This window comes from Rothia sp. HMSC071B01, from assembly GCF_001808945.1.
GTDB lineage: Bacteria > Actinomycetota > Actinomycetes > Actinomycetales > Micrococcaceae > Rothia.
The window spans coordinates 111,957-129,762 of sequence record NZ_KV795070.1 but is presented as its reverse complement, the minus strand read 5'-3'; the positions used below and the strand labels follow the sequence as shown (position 1 = coordinate 129,762).

The 17,806-nt window shown below is 62.1% G+C and carries 12 protein-coding genes; 4 read left to right on the top strand and 8 right to left on the bottom strand.

Features of this window, described 5'->3' with window-relative positions; translation table 11 throughout:
- Positions 1 to 248 precede the first annotated feature (248 nt).
- The 4 genes from HMPREF2527_RS02195 to murA all read right to left on the bottom strand — a co-directional run bounded on the left by HMPREF2527_RS02195 (position 249) and on the right by murA (position 5,104).
- Positions 249 to 1,367, bottom strand: coding sequence for a D-alanine--D-alanine ligase family protein (locus tag HMPREF2527_RS02195; protein ID WP_070506056.1), 1,119 nt, complete (start codon positions 1,365 to 1,367; stop codon positions 249 to 251).
- Positions 1,368 to 1,592: 225 nt separating this feature from the next.
- Positions 1,593 to 2,711, bottom strand: a complete 1,119-nt coding sequence (locus HMPREF2527_RS02190; RefSeq protein WP_070506055.1) for an NAD(P)H-dependent glycerol-3-phosphate dehydrogenase — start codon at positions 2,709 to 2,711, stop codon at positions 1,593 to 1,595.
- A gap of 102 nt (positions 2,712 to 2,813) precedes the next feature.
- Positions 2,814 to 3,671, bottom strand: coding sequence for a lysophospholipid acyltransferase family protein (locus HMPREF2527_RS02185; RefSeq protein WP_070506053.1), 858 nt, complete (start codon positions 3,669 to 3,671; stop codon positions 2,814 to 2,816).
- Positions 3,671 to 5,104, bottom strand: coding sequence for a UDP-N-acetylglucosamine 1-carboxyvinyltransferase (gene murA, locus HMPREF2527_RS02180; RefSeq protein WP_012903332.1), 1,434 nt, complete (start codon positions 5,102 to 5,104; stop codon positions 3,671 to 3,673). Before murA ends, HMPREF2527_RS02185 begins: the two co-directional genes overlap by 1 nt.
- Before the next feature lie 691 nt (positions 5,105 to 5,795).
- On the opposite strand from murA, the gene HMPREF2527_RS02175 reads away from it, so the two are divergent.
- Positions 5,796 to 7,244: a hypothetical protein gene (locus HMPREF2527_RS02175; protein WP_049349034.1), complete on the top strand. Its 1,449-nt coding sequence runs from the start codon at positions 5,796 to 5,798 to the stop codon at positions 7,242 to 7,244.
- 191 nt (positions 7,245 to 7,435) lie between these two features.
- Here the strand turns inward: HMPREF2527_RS02175 and leuD are convergent, their stop codons facing one another.
- Positions 7,436 to 8,029: a 3-isopropylmalate dehydratase small subunit gene (leuD, locus tag HMPREF2527_RS02170; RefSeq protein ID WP_005505627.1), complete on the bottom strand. Its 594-nt coding sequence runs from the start codon at positions 8,027 to 8,029 to the stop codon at positions 7,436 to 7,438.
- Between the two features lie 26 nt (positions 8,030 to 8,055).
- The gene (gene leuC, locus HMPREF2527_RS02165) at positions 8,056 to 9,498 is read right to left on the bottom strand and encodes a 3-isopropylmalate dehydratase large subunit (protein ID WP_049337924.1); all 1,443 of its coding nucleotides are present in this window, start codon (positions 9,496 to 9,498) and stop codon (positions 8,056 to 8,058) included.
- 410 nt (positions 9,499 to 9,908) lie between these two features.
- Here leuC and HMPREF2527_RS02160 point away from each other — a divergent pair, with 410 nt between their 5' ends.
- Complete coding sequence (locus tag HMPREF2527_RS02160) at positions 9,909 to 10,805, top strand: IclR family transcriptional regulator (protein ID WP_005507443.1); 897 nt, start codon at positions 9,909 to 9,911, stop codon at positions 10,803 to 10,805.
- Between the two features lie 143 nt (positions 10,806 to 10,948).
- Here the strand turns inward: HMPREF2527_RS02160 and HMPREF2527_RS02155 are convergent, their stop codons facing one another.
- Both HMPREF2527_RS02155 and HMPREF2527_RS02150 read right to left on the bottom strand, forming a co-directional pair.
- Positions 10,949 to 12,838, bottom strand: a complete 1,890-nt coding sequence (locus HMPREF2527_RS02155) for a GTPase (RefSeq protein WP_070506051.1) — start codon at positions 12,836 to 12,838, stop codon at positions 10,949 to 10,951.
- 48 nt (positions 12,839 to 12,886) lie between these two features.
- Positions 12,887 to 14,797 (bottom strand): dynamin family protein, encoded by a 1,911-nt coding sequence (locus HMPREF2527_RS02150; protein ID WP_070506049.1) that lies wholly within the window; start codon positions 14,795 to 14,797, stop codon positions 12,887 to 12,889.
- A gap of 651 nt (positions 14,798 to 15,448) precedes the next feature.
- On the opposite strand from HMPREF2527_RS02150, the gene HMPREF2527_RS02145 reads away from it, so the two are divergent.
- Positions 15,449 to 16,276 (top strand): DUF6318 family protein, encoded by an 828-nt coding sequence (locus HMPREF2527_RS02145; protein ID WP_246823921.1) that lies wholly within the window; start codon positions 15,449 to 15,451, stop codon positions 16,274 to 16,276.
- Positions 16,277 to 16,544: 268 nt separating this feature from the next.
- Complete coding sequence (locus tag HMPREF2527_RS02140) at positions 16,545 to 17,723, top strand: DUF6318 family protein (RefSeq protein WP_070506045.1); 1,179 nt, start codon at positions 16,545 to 16,547, stop codon at positions 17,721 to 17,723.
- The last annotated feature ends 83 nt before the right edge of the window (positions 17,724 to 17,806 follow it).

Below are 17,806 nucleotides of genomic sequence, written 5' to 3'. Positions count from 1 at the left end.
AAGCAGCCTCGAGGCGAGTGTGAGTGATTTTTCTCATGGGTGAAATTCGAGCGATTCTCATCAAGATTTAGAGGCTAATACGTACCAATTACCCTTCCCACAAAGGCAGTAACTTGCCCACCGCGCAAAAAGCGCCCCGGCGCGAATCCCTCAAGAATCCGTACCGAGGCGCCTTACAACAGGGGCTACTCCCCCGCCGTTACGTATTCAATAACTGAGCGCAGTCAAAACGACGGCGCGCCCAAGAACTAGCGCAGACCCAGGGGTCGTTCCATCGCCAGGGTCAGCAGTTCGCTAATCAGGTCGGTGTAGGAAATGCCGGTGTTCTCCCACATGGTCTTGTACATCGAAATCGGGGTGAAGCCGGGCATGGTGTTCACCTCGTTGATGACCAGGCGGCCATCCTCGGTGTAGAAGAAGTCTGCACGGGACAGGCCCTCGCCGTCCAGCGCCAGGAATGCCTTCACAGCCAGCTGACGCAAGCGATCCTGAACGTCCTGCGGCAGGTTTGCCGGGCACACGGTCACAGCGGAAGACTCAGAAACGTACTTCGCCTCGAAGTCGTAGAAGCCGTGGTCCTCGTCCACAACCTCGATTTCGCCGGGGTAGGATGCGCGGGGCATCTCGCCGTGGTGGCCGTCGAGCACAGCGCACTCGATTTCGCGGCCCACAATACCAGCCTCAATAATGATCTTCGGGTCGTGGCGGCGTGCCTCTTCAATCGCGGGCACGAGCTCCTCCACCGAATCCACCTTGGTAATGCCGAAGGAGGAACCGGCGCGGGTCGGCTTCACAAACATGGGGAAGCCCAGCTTCAGCACGCGCTCCAGAATCTGCTCGCGGTCCTCGTGCTCCCACTGGCGGTTAGTGACAACCTCGTAGGGGCCGACCTCCAGGCCAGCAGACTCAAAAGCAACCTTCATGAAGTGCTTATCCATACCCACAGCGGATGCGGTCACGCCGCAACCCACATAGTGCAGGTCAGCCATTTCCAGCAGACCCTGCACGGTGCCGTCCTCACCGAAGGGGCCGTGCAGCAGCGGGAACACAACGTCCACCGGTGCGGTGCGGGTAACGTTGCCCTCAGCATCCACCAGGGTCAGGCGGGAATCGCCGGCGCCCATCGGCAGGAACACCTGCTGGGTACCCTCGGGGAACTCTGCGGTACCGCGAGTGCCAGCAGTCAGGTCGGCGAGCTCCTGCTCGTCAGTCAGATACCAGCGGCCGTCACGGGTAATGCCGATAGTGATGACCTCGTAGGCGGTGCGGTCAATGGCGCTCAGCACGCCAGCGGCGGTAATGAGCGAAATGGGGTGCTCGGAGGAGCGGCCACCGCACAGCAGGGCGACGGTCTTCTTCTCGGTCATATATTTCTCCTAGTCAATGTTCCCCTACCCTCAGGTCCGGAAGGTGGAACGGCAATGCGTCAATAATCCTAACGCACGAATACCGTCGCGGTCACTGATGCGTTTCTCACGCACCGGTTTTCCGCAACGGTATCCGTCCTCGGATGTCTACATTCAATCTTCTTCTAGTATGTCCTGGCACACAACCCGAATCAAGGGGTGCCAGCACACCAGAAAGCTTTAACCTTAGTGGCTCTCGTGCTTGAGGCGGCGACCCAGCAGCTGAGGCGCCAACTCCTCAATGCCAATACGGCCCGAAAGCACAGCCACCACAGCCTCAACAATGGGCATCTCCACGCCGTGACGGCGAGCCAGCTCAGCCACCACGGGCGCCGACTTAATCGACTCGGCAGTCTGGCTCATGTGCTCGTGCAGACGGTCAGGGGTAATGCCCTGGGCCAGCAGGCGGCCCGCCGTGTGGTTACGAGACAGCGGCGAAGAGCAGGTCGCAATCAAGTCGCCCATGCCAGCAAGACCGCTCATGGTCGCAGCCTCGCCGCCCAACGCCACCGCCAGGCGGGTAATCTCCGCCAGGCCGCGCGTCATAATGGACGCCTTCGAATTATCGCCGTAATTACGGCCCTCGCAAATACCCACGCAAAGCGCAATCACGTTCTTCACCAGGCCGCCAATTTCGGTACCCATCACATCCGTGTTGGTGTACGGGCGGAAGTACGCGCACGCAATCGCGTGAGCAACAGACTCAGCCACCGGCAGGGTACGAGCCGCAACCACGGAGGCGGTAGGCTCCTCCCCCATGATTTCCTTCGCCAGGTTCGGGCCCGAGAGCACGCACACGCGGTGCGGAATATGACCGATCGCGCGCACATCAGCACCGCGCAGAGCCATAGCCTCTTCCAGCTCCTCGGTAATGACCTGCGACATGCGCAGACCCGTACCGGTCTCCAGGCCCTTCGCCAAAGACACCAGCATGGCGTTCGGCTCAATATAGCGGGCGAAGCTCTGCAACTGCGAACGCAGAACCTGCGCAGGCAGGGCAAGAACCACGATATCGGCGCCGGTCAGCGCCGCGGGGGCATCCGCCGTGAAGTGCATGTTGTCCGGCAGCTTCATTCCCGGAAAATAGCGGGCGTTCTCGCGGGTGCGCTCGCACTCAGCCATCACCTGCTCATCACGACCAATGAGGGTCACACGAGTGTCATCTCCACGCTCACGGGCAGCATCCGCCGCGATCTTAGCGAAAGCGGTGCCCCAGCTACCGGCACCCAGCACCGCAATAGACTGTACGGTTGCCGGAGGGGTAAATTCAGGGCTTGCTGCGGGGGTGCGTCCAAAGAAAGTCACGAAAACACCAGCCTCTCTTCCTTGTGAGGTCCTTGGGTGAGCCACCGAAGGCGCCCGGTCGGGCACCTATCGGTGGCTCTCATATGATTCCCAGCGGGAATACTACTTTTCGTCCGGTTCGCCGAGTGCGCCACCGACCGGACCGGAGGGGGTGCCGGGGGCTTCACGACGCTTAGTGCGCGGATTCCAACGCCCCTCAGGAGCCTTCTCGCCGCGGATTTGCTCCAGCTCGGCGGTAATAGCATCCAGCATGGCGTCGGTGACCACGCCCAGTTCGGTGCGGGTGTGCTTAGCCTCGGGGCTGGTGTCCTCAACGAGGGAGGCAATATCCAGTGCCTTGCCAACCTTCACGCGGACGGTCTTGCGCGGGAACAGCGAAATCTTACGCTTCTCCTTGATGCGGCCGTCCTCGCCGGGCTCATCCACGTAGCCGAGAATCTGCTCATCCCCCCAGTGCGCCACCGGGAAGACGGGCGCGCCGGTCGCAAGAGCCAGACGAGCCGCACCGGTACGCGCCTGCATGGGCCACAGTTGCGGATCGTGGGTGGTGGTGCCCTCCGGGAAAATCACGACGGCACCGCCAGCCTCAACAATCTTGCGGGCGGTAATCAGGGACTTACGCGCATCCACCGAACCGCGAACCACTGGAATATGCGCGAGCTTGCGCATAATGTAGCCGAGCACGGGTGCACGGAAGAGCGAATCCTTCGCCAAGAAGCGCGGCAGGGCGCCCTCAACGAAAGCAGGGAAAGCCACGGTCACCGGGTCAAGCTCGGTGGTGTGGTTAGCCACGATAATGTACCCGCCGCTCTTGGGCAGGTTCTCACGGCCGGCAATCTCAACGCGTGCGATGAGCATGTACAGCCCGCGCGCAGCGTTACCGAGCACCTTGTACAGAGCATCGCCGGAGGCGGTGGGCTCAATCTCAGGCAGAGCCTGCTTTCCCTGCTGTCCGCTCACTAGTCCTGAACCTCAACTTCCTCGGGCTCAACAACGACGATTGCCGCATCGGGCTTGGGAGCCTTCGACGCCTTGCGTGCCAGCACCTCAAAGTTGGCACCCAGGCTCTTGAGCTTCTCCTCAAAGTTCTCGTAGCCGCGAGCAATCAGCTCAACACCACTCACGTGAGAGGTGCCCTTAGCGGCCAGAGCAGCAATGATGTGGGAGAAGCCGCCGCGCAGGTCCGGAACCTCAATGTCGGCACCGGTCAGCGGGGTGGGACCAGAAATAATAGCGGAGTGGCCGTAGCCCTTACCCTCGAAACGGCAGGGTGCGCCGCCCACGCAATCACGCATGACGACAATATCTGCGCCCATCTGCTTCAGGGCGTTGGTGAAGCCGAAACGCTCCTCGTACACGGTCTCGTGCACGATGGATGCGCCCTTAGCCTGGGTCAGCGCCACGACAAGGGGCTGCTGCCAGTCGGTCATGAAGCCGGGGTGCACGTTGGTCTCAAAGACGATGGGCTTCAGCTGAGCACCGGGGGTGTGCTGAGCCGGGTGGGTGAAGCGGATACCTTCGGCGGTCACCTCGTACAGGCCACCCATCTTGCGGAACTGGTTCAGGAACGCGGTCATATCCTTCTGATCTGCGCCGCGCACGAAAATGTCGCCGCCGGTAGCCAGAGCTGCAGAAGCCCAGGAAGCGGACTCGTTACGGTCGGGCAGGGACGTGTGATCGTAGCCGGTCAGCTCGTCCACGCCCTCAATGACGATGGTGCGGTCCTCGTTAATGAAGATGATGGCGCCCATCTTCTGCAGAACAGCAATCAGGTCAATAATTTCGGGCTCAATCGCTGCATTGCGCAGGATGGTCTTACCCTTAGCGCGCACACCGGTAAGCAGAACCTGCTCGGTAGCACCCACGGAGGGGTAGTTCAGCACAATCTCTGCGCCCTTCAGACCCTCTTCGGGAACAATCAGAGTGGTGCCGGTTTCATCATCCTTTTCAACGACTGCACCGAACTTGCGCAGAGCCGCCATATGGTAGTCGATGGGGCGGTCACCAATCTTGCAACCACCCAGGTTGGGGATGCGTGCGGTACCGAGGGTGTGTAGCAGCGGGCCCACCATCAGAATCGGGATGCGGGAGTTACCACCGAAGAGCTGAATCTCCTCTGCGTTCTTTGCAGCGGTGGTTGCATCCTGTGCGGGGTTGAGAGTCAGAACACCAGCGTCGCGGTCATAGTCGACCTTTGCACCGTGCAGCTCCACGAGGGTGGTAACGATTTCGACATCGCTCAGGTCAGGGACGTTACGCAGGGTCGAGGGGGTCGAACCATGCAGTGCTGCGACCATCGCCTTGGGCACCAGGTTCTTGGCGCCTCGAACGTGAACCTCACCAACGAGCGGAGTGCCACCTTCAATGCGAAGCTTGCTGATGTTCTCAGTCATTAAAAATCCTTTGTGGAGTCGGCTGGTTTAGGCCGAACTTTAACAGTGTGCCGATGCGCCGCGTTCTGTCGTGCCGCGCCCCTGCCGGTAGCAGGGCGAAACGGGCGCATATATTCATCATTATTCTAAGCCCTGCGTAAAGGTGCTCCAAACACTGAAGAACCTTTGGAACTCGTGACTGAGATTTTGCTCTGTTGTGTATGTGAAAAACCGCTCTGGCCCCCTCAGATTCAGAGCCAGAAAAACAAAAAGATACACAAACATTCACACTAATGCAAACATTTTCTGTTTCTTCGCCGAAATTTGACGTTAGTTTCGTCTTTTTAACGTCCGAATTTGAACTTGAGAGCAACCTCACCCCTACAATAACGTGCACACTCGTGCCCACTGAACGGCGCCTCCGCTCTCACGGAGGAGCCAATCAGCTCTACACTGCGGCATAGGCGCCGGCACCGACCTTGCACCCGCGCAGTACAGAGCCTCACGGGAGGGCGCGTGGCGTGCATTCACTGCATAAACCTTTGCGATGGTACCCAACCAAAACGGTTCGGCTTCCTGATTCACTTTAACTTCAAAAATTCACTTCAACATCACCGTAAATATTCGAAAGTCAACTAAAAACCAGGGCCCATCGCAACCAACCACAGGTCGCTTCGCGGCTGCATCCGCGAACTACCGGAGGACCCCAAATATGACACATCACAACACTGCATCACGCATTTCGCGCCGTCGCCTCGTACAGGGTGCGGCGTGGAGTGCTCCCGTTATCCTCGCCAGCGCAACCGTCCCTGCATGGGCGGCAAGCGGCGAGCCCACCTGCTCCCCCGCTCTGACCCTCAAGCCGACCGCAACCGGCTTCGACGACAAGGCTGGCGCATACACCGAATGGCTCGTCCCTGAAGGCGTTGGACGAGTACGCTTCGACCTCGTGGGAGGTGCCGGCGGTGCCGCATCTTCCTTCACTCCCCGATACCTGACCGACGTCACGAACGCGGCCCTGGCTGGCGGCGGTGCCGGTGCACAGCTCAGCGGTGTTCTTGCGGTCAAGTCCGGCGACATCCTGCGCGTCTGGGCGGGTAACGGCGGCGTCGGCTCCGCAGCCGGCGCACAGCCCGCACTCGGAGGCGAAGGCTACGCAGCAGGCGGCGACTCCACCGGCTCCAGCACCGCAACCGGCGCAGCGCAGGTAGTAGGCACCGATAGCGGCTACGTGTACGGCGCGTCCGGCGGCGGCTCCTCCGCGGTCGAGCTCGTCCGCGACGGCGCAGTCACCGTCGTAGCCGTTGCCGGTGCTGGCGGCGGCGGCGCGCAGCTGGGCACCCTCACCACCCACCAGAGCCTCTTCAACGCCCAGCCCAAGGATCAGCTGAACCCGGCACTGCGCGTGGCGCTGGACGGTCGCGATGCATCCACCACCGCAGGCGGCAGCGCGGGCGGCGACCTGGGCACCGACAACACCGGTCAGGGCGGCATGCTCATGGCAAGCCCCTACCAGGAGTTCAAGCCCCTCGACGAGGACGATAAGACCCTCGACATGCGTTTCATGGTCACCGGCGGTACCGCTGGTCGCTCCGGCGTAGCTGGCACCCTCGGTGAGGCACTGGCAGGCGTCCTCGACGAGAACAACGAGCTAAAGCTCATGCCCATGTCCGAATCCTGGTTCGACTCCTACGATTTCCCGCGCTACTACCGCTACGAGGGCGACTCCGTGAGTGATAAGGAAAAGGGAACCGGCGGTGCGGACGCTACCGGCTCTTACCGCGGTAAGGGCGGCTCGGGCGCGCTGCTCTCCCACACCTACGGCAAGCTCTCCCTCACTTCCGTAGCATCCGGTGGTGGCGCCGGCTACGGCGGCGGTGGCGCAGGCCTGAACATCTGGACCGTTGGCTCATACTACGAGGCCGTTTTCGGCCGTCAGGTGCAGTTCGAGGGCGAAGGCAACATCTACTCGCTCAGCGCTCTGAGCAGCGGCGGCGGCGCAGGCGGCAGCTACATTAACCACGAGGTGGTTTCTGACTTCGCTCTTGCCACCGCACAGAACGCGAACCCGACCGCGGGTGTGCGCTCCCCCGGTTCGGCGGCGCTGTACAGCTGCACCGAGAACGCAACCTTGAACACCCCCATCACTGAGGGTGCCTAAGCTCTAGGTCGTCAATAAATGTGCCTCCCCAGAAGCTGATGCTCCGGGGAGGCGCATTTTATATACGTGCCAAGGTTTTGGACGCAGAAAAGCTCAGGATGCAGAAAGCTCGAAGGCGGCAACTGTTTCAGTCGCCGCCTTCGAGCTTTATGTCTCTAGGGTTTAGAGCGCTCGGCTTAGAGAGTCCCTACTTAGAGTTCCTGAGTGCGGGGCATCCAGGAGGGGCGCTTCGCCTCGTACGCTTCAATAGCTTCGAGGTTCTGCAGGGTCAGACCGATATCGTCCAGGCCCTCCATGAGGCGCCAGCGCACGTAGTCGTCAATCTCGAAGGGAACAACCAGCGCGCCCACGGTTACGGTCTTGGACTCCAGGTCAACGGTGATTTCGGTGCCGGGCTCGTGCTCCAGCGCCTTCCAAATCAGCTCGATATCGTCCTGTGCAACCTGTGCGGTGACCAGGCCCTGCTTACCGGAGTTGCCGCGGAAAATATCGGCAAAACGAGCAGAGATAACGACCTTGAAACCGTAGTCGCGCAGCGCCCACACGGCGTGCTCACGCGAGGAACCGGTACCGAAGTCCGGGCCCGCAACCAGCACGCTACCGTGCTTGTAGGGCTCCTGGTTCAGGATGAACTCGGGGTCCTTACGCCAGTTAGCGAAGAGGGCATCATCAAAGCCAGTCTTGGTCACTCGCTTGAGGTAGACGGCGGGGATGATCTGGTCGGTGTCAACATTCGAAGAACGCAGCGGCACGCCAATGCCGGTGTGCTTAATAATGGGTTCCATAATGGCTCCTTAGCTATAGCGGCGTGCTAGGCCACGACGTCGGACGGGGCGGACAGGGTACCGCGCACAGCGGTTGCGGCGGCAACCACCGGGGAGACCAGGTGGGTGCGGCCACCCTTGCCCTGGCGGCCCTCAAAGTTACGGTTCGAGGTGGAGGCGCAACGCTCACCGGGTGCCAGCTGGTCGGGGTTCATACCCAGGCACATGGAGCAGCCGGCGAAGCGCCAGTCGGCACCGAAGTCCTTGAAGACCTTGTCCAGGCCTTCTGCTTCTGCCTGCGCGCGGACCTTCTGGGAGCCAGGCACGACCATCATGCGCACGTTCTCGGCGATGGTGCGGCCACGAACGATGTCCGCTGCGGCGCGCAGGTCCTCGATGCGGGAGTTGGTGCAGGAACCCAGGAAGACGACGTCCACGGGGATTTCCTTCATGGGGGTGCCGGCCTTCAGGTCCATGTATTCGAGGGCGCGTTCTGCTGCGACCTTGTCGTTCTCATCCTCGAAGTCGTCCGGGGAGGGAACGGCGTGGCTCAGCGGAATACCCTGGCCGGGGTTGGTGCCCCAGGTGACGAAGGGTTCGAGCTCGTCAGCGTTGATGAAGATTTCCTTGTCGAAGACGGCGCCTTCGTCGGTGGGCAGGCTCTTCCAGTACTCGACTGCCTTGTCCCACTCTTCACCCTTGGGCGCGTGCTGGCGGCCCTTGATGTATTCGAAGGTAGTCTCGTCGGGGGCGACCATGCCGGCGCGTGCGCCCGCCTCGATGGACATGTTGCACATGGTCATGCGGCCCTCCATGGAGAGGGAGCGGATCGCGGAGCCGCGGTATTCGAGCACGTAGCCCTGACCGCCGCCGGTACCAATCTGCGCGATGACAGCGAGGATGATGTCCTTTGCGGTCACGCCGGGCTTGAGGGTGCCTTCAACGTTGATTGCCATGGTCTTGAAGCGTGCCAGGGGCAGGGTCTGGGTCGCCATGACGTGCTCCACCTCGGAGGTGCCGATACCGAACGCGAGAGCGCCGAACGCACCGTGGGTGGAGGTGTGGGAGTCACCGCAGACGATGGTCATGCCGGGCATGGTCAGGCCCAGCTGCGGACCAACCACGTGCACGATGCCCTGTTCCTCGTCACCGAGGGAGTGGATGCGCACGCCGAATTCCTTGGCGTTGCGGCGCAGGGTCTCGATCTGGGTGCGGCTGGTCAGGTCGGCGATGGTGCCGAAGATGTTGTCGGTGGGGGTGTTGTGATCCTCGGTGGCGATGGTCAGGTCGAGGCGGCGCAGGGGGCGGTTCTCGATGCGCAGGCCTTCGAATGCCTGGGGGGAGGTCACTTCGTGCAGTAGCTGCAGGTCGATGTAGAGCAGGTCGGGCTTGCCGTTTTCACCGGGGACGACGACGTGTGCGTCCCAGACTTTTTCTGCCAGGGTGCGCGGACGGGTGCCCGCGGTGGTTGCGTTCTGTTCGCTAGTCATGCTTTCTCCTGCTTGATGCGTTCCTACGGTGGATGCGTTCGGTGTGGTGCGTGCCGCAAGTTTGCGGAGTTGAGGGGCGGATTATGTACCCGATGGGATCCTCAAACCGGTATTTCTCTGCGGCGTGTCGCGTATTTTTTCACGAATTCTTAGCCTGTGAGACGGCCTAGAAACACCCCGAACTAGCGAGTGTTTTTATGTGGGTTTACTCTATGACTCCAGGGTAATTTTGCGAGATTATTCGCATTTTTCTGCGTCTTTTCGCATATTTTCACCCACAAACCCACATAAACACTTATTATGAAAAGCTCATAATTTATCCCGTAGGGGGTGATTCCATCTTCAGCTCTGCACCCCAAAGAGTCCATGAAGTCCGGGGTATCTTTCATATTCTGAGATAGAATATAAGAATGACTCCTTCCGCCTCACGTTTTAACGCACACGGAATGCGTCACCCCAACGCATCCACACACCACAACGCACCGATTGTTGACCCCGTCAAGCCGCCCGAACACATGGCAGCCGACGAGCAGATGGTAGAGGTACACTCCCACGGCTCCTCCGGCGTTGGCGTGCTCGACAAGGCGACCCTCATTCTTGACTGCCTCGAGGCAGGCCCCGTATCCCTGGGCGACCTCGTCAAGGCAACCGGTCTGGCACGCCCCACCGCGCACCGCCTCGCCGTGGCGCTGGCTCACCACCGCCTCGTAGCCCGCGACGTGCAGGGACGCTTCATGCTCGGCCCCCGCCTGACCGAACTCGCATCCGCCACCATTTCCGATGAGCTCATCACGGTGGCAGACCCGATTCTGCAGAAGCTCAGCCTCGAAGCTGACGAGTCCACCCAGCTGTACCGCCGCCAGGGCGACTGGCGCGTATGCGCGGCAACCGCGGCACGACCCTCCGGCATGCACGAATCCATCCCGGTAGGCACCCAGCTGTCCATGCAGGCTGGTTCCGCAGCCCAGGTTCTGCTGGCCTGGGAAGACCAGAACCGCATTGTTGAAGGCCTGCGCGACGCCCACTTCAGCGCCGCCATGCTCGCGGCTGTGCGCCGCATCGGTTGGGCACAGTCCGTAGGTGAGCGCGAGCGCGGTACCGCCTCGGTCTCTGCCCCGGTGCGTGCGCCCGGTGGCAAGGTGATTGCGGCAGTGTCTATCTCAGGCCCGATTGACCGCATGACCCGCCAGCCGAACCGCAACTACCCTGAGCTGGTCGTTAAGGCTGCCCAGGCGATTACGGACGGTCTGCGTGAGCTTGCGGCGTCTCAGCAGGCTCCCTGCGCTGAGAGTACTGAAGAGGACTAAGCTTCAGTAGCGTGTAGATTTAACGAGAAGAATCCCTCCCCGCCTCGATTGAGGTGGGGAGGGATTTCTTTTGCGCGCTCTTGTTCTGATGAGGTTTGCCTTGATGCGGCTTATCCTGATGCGGCTTCTCGGATGATACGCCGCTAAATGTCCAGCGCCTTGCGGTAGGAGGTGAGGCGCTTTGCTTCCTGCTGTACCGGGGCGACCACGCAGGACTGCACCGCCTTCTCCACGCCGGTCTGCAGGCGACCCCGCAACTTACGTGCGTAGTAGCGTGAGCCCATGGCGGTAAGTAGCCTGCCCACACCCGCCGAGGCGATACCAAGCAGGATACCCAGTAGCAGAAGCAGGGTCGGCAGGGGCACCGGGGAGCCTTCGGGGGTCGGGGCGGGCGGCAGTTGAATCTGCAGGTACGCCATGCCGGAAATCAGGGTCAGCCAGCCGACGCCTACCAGGGCGCTCATTAGCGCGATCCACTGCAGGGCGTTGAAGATGACCCAGGGGGCGCGGGTGCGGCCCAGACCGTAGTCGATGCGCACCATGTCGCGTTCGAGCAGTTCGGGAAGCTCCGCCTCGCGGGAGAGGGCGGCTTCCTTCATGCTGCGCTTCCACGGTTCGTCGATGCGGGCCGCCATCTGCTTGCTGTATTGGCGCACGGCGTTTGCCATGCCCGCCTTCTGCGCGGCGCTCAGCGGAGGCAGCGAGGATGCCACCAGCTCGGGTGCATTCTCGCTATCGGAACCGAGCATACCTGCGGACTTCTCGGTCTTAGACGCGCTCTTCGTTTCATCTTGCTGTCCCAAGTGCAGGCGGCGCAGGGGGTCAGCCTTTAGGCGGCTCATCCAGCGGGTGAGGATCCAGCCGGTGTGCTGACCCGCGGCGCGGCGATAGGAGGCGGTTGCCGCCTGCAAAACCTGCTCTGCCTGGCTGGATGAGTAGCATGCTTTCACGAGCTTCTGCTCCGCGTCGAGGGCGTAGGCTCCGGCGAGCACGGTCCCCTCTCCCCCGGCGTAGGTGCGCAGCTGGGAGGCGGTGGCGTGCAGCTGCGCGTCGGTTCGTTGCAGGGATAGGCTCTTGGCGGCGGCTACCTGGGCGAGCAGGTCGCGGAGCACGTCCACGCCCTCACCGGTTCGTGCGGAGACGGCGATGGGCGCGGCGAGCAAGTGCGCTTCGGTGCCCTCAGCCTGCAGCAGGCGGGTGAGGGATGCGAGCACGGCGGGCACCTCGGCGGGTGCGAGCTTGTCCGCCTGGTTGAGCACGCAGAGCGCCTGCGCGCCGGATGCGGCAAGCGGCACCATGAAGTCGCGGTGGATGACGGCGTCGGCGTACTTTTGGGGGTCGACAACCCAGACGAGTACGTCCACGTAGCGCATCATGCGGGCGGCGAGGTCGCGGTTGGTGGTGGTGACCGAGTCGAAGTCGGGCATGTCCAGCAGGATGAGGCCGCCGGTGCGGGTGCGCATTTCGCCGCGTCCGCCTACTGCGCGGCGGATGCGGTTGAAGAGTCCGGGTGCCGGTTCGGTGACGGCGTTGGGTGCCGCCGCGCCCCCGGCTTTATTGTGTTTACCTGCCCCGTTGCCGTCGCTTGCTTCTCCTTCTGCGGCGAGCGCCTGAGTTTGCGGGTAAACGCGCTTGTCAATGCCGAGCCAGTCAAGTAGCTCTTCGCTGCCTTCTGCCTCCCAGATTGCCGCCTGCACGGTGGAGGTGGTCGGGCGTGTGGGAGCGGAGAGGGCAATGTTCTGCCCGGCGATGGCGTTGAAGAGCGTAGATTTGCCGCTACCGGTCGCGCCGAAGAAGCCGATAACGGTGTGTTCGGTGGAGAGTTCACGGCGCTGGCTGAGGCGTTCGAGGGTTTCGGCGGCATCGAGCAGCACGGTTTCGGGGACTCGTCCTTCACCGTAGCTGATGGCGTCCTTCAGGGATGCGACGGAGCGCGCGAATGGCGAGGTCGCCACGGCGGGGGTGGCGCCTCGCTCGGCGTTGCGCTCGGTGTTGCGCTCGGCGTTCTCGAGTTTCTTCTCGGGGGTAGTCATAGTGCGTTTTTTCTTCGTCTGTGGTGCGGGGTGCCTGTCCGGAGTGGTTTAGCGGGCAACCGTGCCGTTAGTGTGGGCTGCGGCTTGGCGCTGTGTGGTTTGACGCTGTGTGGTTTGACTCTGCGCGCTCATTTCTGCGGCAATCGCCTGTACCTGCTCGGCGGCGCGGTGAATGTCCTCGGCGTCAGCCTGCGGGTCGGTTTCTTCGAGTACCACGGTGAAGGGCTGAGCGTGCTCGGTGAGCAAATCCGCCATGCGTTCGAGCAGGTCGGTGCGGGCGCGGGTTGCCATGCGGCGCACCGCGTCTTCACCGAAGATGGACTCGAGCAGTTTGGTGCCGACCACGCCGCTACCGCCGGCAATACCTGCCTCAATACCGGTAATGCCGCCGGTGAGGCTGAACGCGGCGACCATGAGCATCACGGCGGCGGCGTTCACACCCAGGGAGAGGAAGCGGGCGCGTTTGCGCTTGTCGGCACCTTCTTCGCGAATCATTTCGAGCACGGATCCCTGCCAGAGGCGAATCTGCTCGGCAACGGCCGCGGAGAAGATGTCCTCGGCGGACTGCACTTCACCCTTCACATCACCCTTTGCGCCTGCATTCTTTTCGGGCGTCGGCGCGTCCAGGCGCGCCAGCAGGGAGCGTCCGGCGCGGCTGGCACGCCAGCGGGTGCGGGTGTTTTCGGAGGCGCGGGCGGCGGCATCCAGCACGACGGCGTGGATACCGCTTTCAAGGGCGTCCTCTACCTTCTGGGCGGCGGCGGGCTGACCGCGCAGTGCAGAGCCGACGCGGTCGCGCAGGCGACCGATGGTGCTGTCGAGGGAGCGGAAGAAGTCGCCGGTTCCCACGAAATCGTGCCAGCGCGAGAGCACTTCGCCGCGTAGCAGGGAGCCGTCGGAGAGCGCCCCGTCGATGGTGGTCAGCGCGTCCTCGTATTCTTCGGCGACGATGGTGGCAAGCGACTGGTGCGCCGCCTGCTGGCGTGCCTGTTCGGCGGCGAGCACCTGCAGGTTTCCGGCGAGGGTTTCGACGGCACCGGCGAGGGTCTGCCGGGCGATGGCGGCGCGGGCGGGTGCGTCGGCGCCGAGTTCGCGGATCCACAGGGTCAGCGGGGCGAGGCTGACGGGGGCGAGCATGCCGCTTTCGTCGCGCGGCTGTTCGGTGACGGTGTGAATCAGTACGGCGTGGATTCCCGCCTCGTCGAGCATGCGTCGCAGGTCGTTTTCGATGGCTTCTTCGTCGCCTTCGGGCACGCGGTTGAGCACCACGGCGATGGCGATGGAGCGTGTGGCTGCTTCGTGGAGCAGTTCCCAGGGCACAGCGTCGGCGTAGCGGTTGGCGGTGGTGACGAAGAGCCACAGGTCTGCCGCGGAGAGCAATTCCTTGGCGAGGGTGCGGTTTTCCTCGGAGACGGAGTCGATATCGGGCGCATCAATGAGCGCGATGCCCTGCGGTAGCGCCGAGGTAGTAACAGGAATGAGGGCGCGCGCAATCTTCGGGTCAAGGCCCGGTAGTGCCTGCGATCCGGCGTTCATGCCGGAGGTGCGGGTGCGCGGCAGGGTGGGCAGGAAGCGTTCGGGTGACAGTGCCGCCTCGTCTTCTGCGCGGTGCAGGAGTACGGGGTGGCGGGTGGTGGGTCGAATCGCGCCGGACTGGGTGAGCGGTTCGCCGAGCAGGGTGTTCACAAGGGTGGATTTGCCGGCGCCGGTGGAGCCTCCGACCACGATGGTGAGGGGGTTGTCGACGCTGGCACTGCGCGGCAGGATGTAGTCGTCGAGTTGGCGTGCCATGGCGGCGAGCAGGGTGCGCGCGGTGGCGGTGCCGTGCTCGGCGGTGCCGTCGTGGGTGACGGTGTAGGGGGTGCCGGGGGTTTCGCCGGCTTCTACGTCGAGCGGGAGGGGGATTCGAGTGAGCAGTTCGCGAGCTGCTTTGAGCTGCGCATAGTCGGTGGTAGTCACAGCGCTATTGTCCCATAGGGTGCACCTGCTTCATGCCATGTTTGGGTGTTGGCGCGGTCGCGTTGTGGCTAGGTTGTGCGGATGGGAGTGCCCAGGCTGTGTGAGGGGCTGTTTTTGATAGGTGTTTGGACAACCTGAAGAGGTTGAGATACTACTTGCGCACAGGGTGCAACAACTCCAATTTATGATTTATTCATAAGAAGAGCAGGTAAGAAAATCCTTGATTTTCCGCAGGAAATCAGCACATTTCAATACGGTTATCCGGAACACATTGGTACGTTTTATAACCCGCATAAAACGGGCAAATATTAAGATTTGATAACTTTTTACGCTCAAGCGCAGATATGGTCATTTCGAACTTGAAAGTACGCTTAGAATCATTGAGCACGACAACCAGGCAGGTCATAACCCACACCGATTCCTTCAGGCGGCTTCTGACCTGCCCTTTCTATCGCATCCGTACTCACCGCGGTATGCCACCCCCATCGGGAACGCTCACCGACCCCTCATACAACTGCAATCAACTGCCGTTGAGGTTCACTGCATCCGAGCTACCCATTACTGCCTGCCCGTCTTTACTCTTGCGAAAGGTTGCGTATGTTCGGTTCGCTGTCACGTCGCCATCTTCTTGCTCTTTCTTCCGGAGCAGCATTGAGTGCACTCACAAGCGCCTGCAGTCCCAGCGCAGTTTCTCGCCCTCAACCACTCACTGATCCCTCTCCCACTGATGCCGCACCGGCGCCTCAGAGCACCCAGACTAAATCTGCGACCACCACGCGTAGCATCACCTACGCCGAGCCTCTACCCAAATCCGCTCTGGACGGCCGCGGCCCGGCAATCCTGCCGGATCAGTTCTTTGAGCGCGTCGGCAATTTCTCGAACGGCACTCTCAGCCACCGCGCCGTCAATGTCCCCCGACCCATCATGCCCCCGGAGGCTAAGGAACGTACCGTTGAGGGTCTGCACGCCTTCCTGCAGTACTGGGGTGCGGCGCAGAACTACATGCTCCTCACCGGTGATACCGACCCCTTCATGAGCCTGCCCGGCCAGGAGCACTTTAGCCACATGGCGCAGATGTACCGCGACATTTACCGCTACAACATTGGCTGGCTGGTCTCTAAGAGCAACCACCCCATGTGCATCAATCTAAGCTCCCCGCAGCCGGTACCCGCCACCGAGCAGGACGTCTACTGCTGGAAGGCGACCCTGAAGGTGGACGAGAACGCGTTCCTGTTCAACCATGAGACCCGTCAGCGTGAGCAGCTCACCGGTATCTACGGCAGCAATCAGAAGGCGGATGCTTACGTCTACTTTGGTGAAGAGGGGTGGCAGATGCTGGAGGATCCGAAGTCTTCCCCGAGTGCTACCGCCACCCCTGCGGCTACCACTGAACCGTCCGCGAACGCCCCGAGCGCGCACCCGACCCCGAATGAGAGCGCCTCTTCTAAGGCGGCTCGTTACATTCGAGGCTCAGCCTAAAACTTCTTTGCATCCGTGCCTCAAAGATCCCGTCATATTGGGTGATATGAGGCACGGATGAGGGCTTTTATTTGTGTGCCACGCGTGAAATCTATAGGCTAGGGCTAGATGAGGTCCGCCCATTTTCACCTCAATGCGCCTCTACCCGCCCCGCGGGTGACTGCTTCACGCCCTCTGATGGGGGCGTGATGTTAGGCTGAGGATTAGGGCGTGAGCTCTTCACCTATCACCGATACTTCCGCATCACAGCACATTCAAGGGGATCACTATGATTCACAGCCGCCGCCACTTTATTGCGCTTACGGGCACCGCCGCCCTGGGTGCGATGCTTGCCGCTTGCGGTTCCAAAAAGACTGAGGAGGCGACCGCCTCCCCCACTGCTTCCGCTTCGATTGCGGGTGCCTACGACAATCTGTCGGGCGAGCTGAAGTGGACTAAGTACATTGCGGGCAACGGTGCGGCCCCGATGAGCAGCACCGACCCGGAAACCGGTCAGGTGTACACGATTGAGCCGACTGCCGGCCCGGCAAGCGTTGATTCTAAGGCGAGTGCCGTGCCCATCCCGATTGAGGATGAGAGCATGTACGACAAGAACGCCCGCGGTCTGCGCGCCACTTTCGCGTATTTTGCGGCGGCGGTGAACTATGCCCGCATGACCGGTGACCCGGGTCCGGCCCTGCAGGTGGTTCAGGCGCAGAACTCTACCAACCGTGCGGCGCTGGAGAAGCTGCGCGCCTTCTATGCGCCCGGCACGAACTGGCTGGTGGGCGGCGAGTGGACCTTCCGTCTGACCGATAAGCAGCCGACGACCCGCGGCACGAAGTATTCGTGGGCGTGCACCGTAACTCAGGCGCACGGTATGCAGGTTGAGAAGGCGACTAATACGACCAAGCCTCTGGAGGATACTGAGGCTGCGGAGATTAAGGCTCTCTACGCTGAGTACGATGAGGAGGCGAAGCGCTGGGTCGTCATCTCGCCTCAGCAGTACGATCCCGCGTTGACTCCGAAGCCGACGCAGACTCCGCGTGCGCATCCTTCCTCGACCTATACCCCGACGGTGACTGATGACAGCACCGTGGCGGCTAATGCTGGCGCACACACCGGCGCGAATACTTCGGGTAACGGCGCGGCTCAGGGCACTGCTCAGAATGGTGCCGCGCAGAACGGTGGTGCGCAGGCTCCTTCCGCCCAGAACGGTTCCCGTCAGTACACTGGCTCCCAGAACGGTGGTGCGCAGAACGGTGGCGCACAGGCCGGCACCGGTCAGGGTGGCGCGGCTCAGGCTCCTCAGCCTGCCGCGACCCAGGCGCCTGTGGCTACCGCTCCCGCACAGCCCGTGGCGACTCAGCCTGCAGCTGCGACGGTTCAGCCGACCGTAGCGCCCGGTGCCCCCGATGCGGGCGGTGCTGAGGCACCTGCCGGTGTTCCCGGTGAGGGCGCCCAGTAGCCCCTAGAGACCGAGTAGCCCCTCCCCCTATAGACGATGAACGCGTCCCCTCTTTCACCCCATCCGGTGCGATGCTCCCGCTG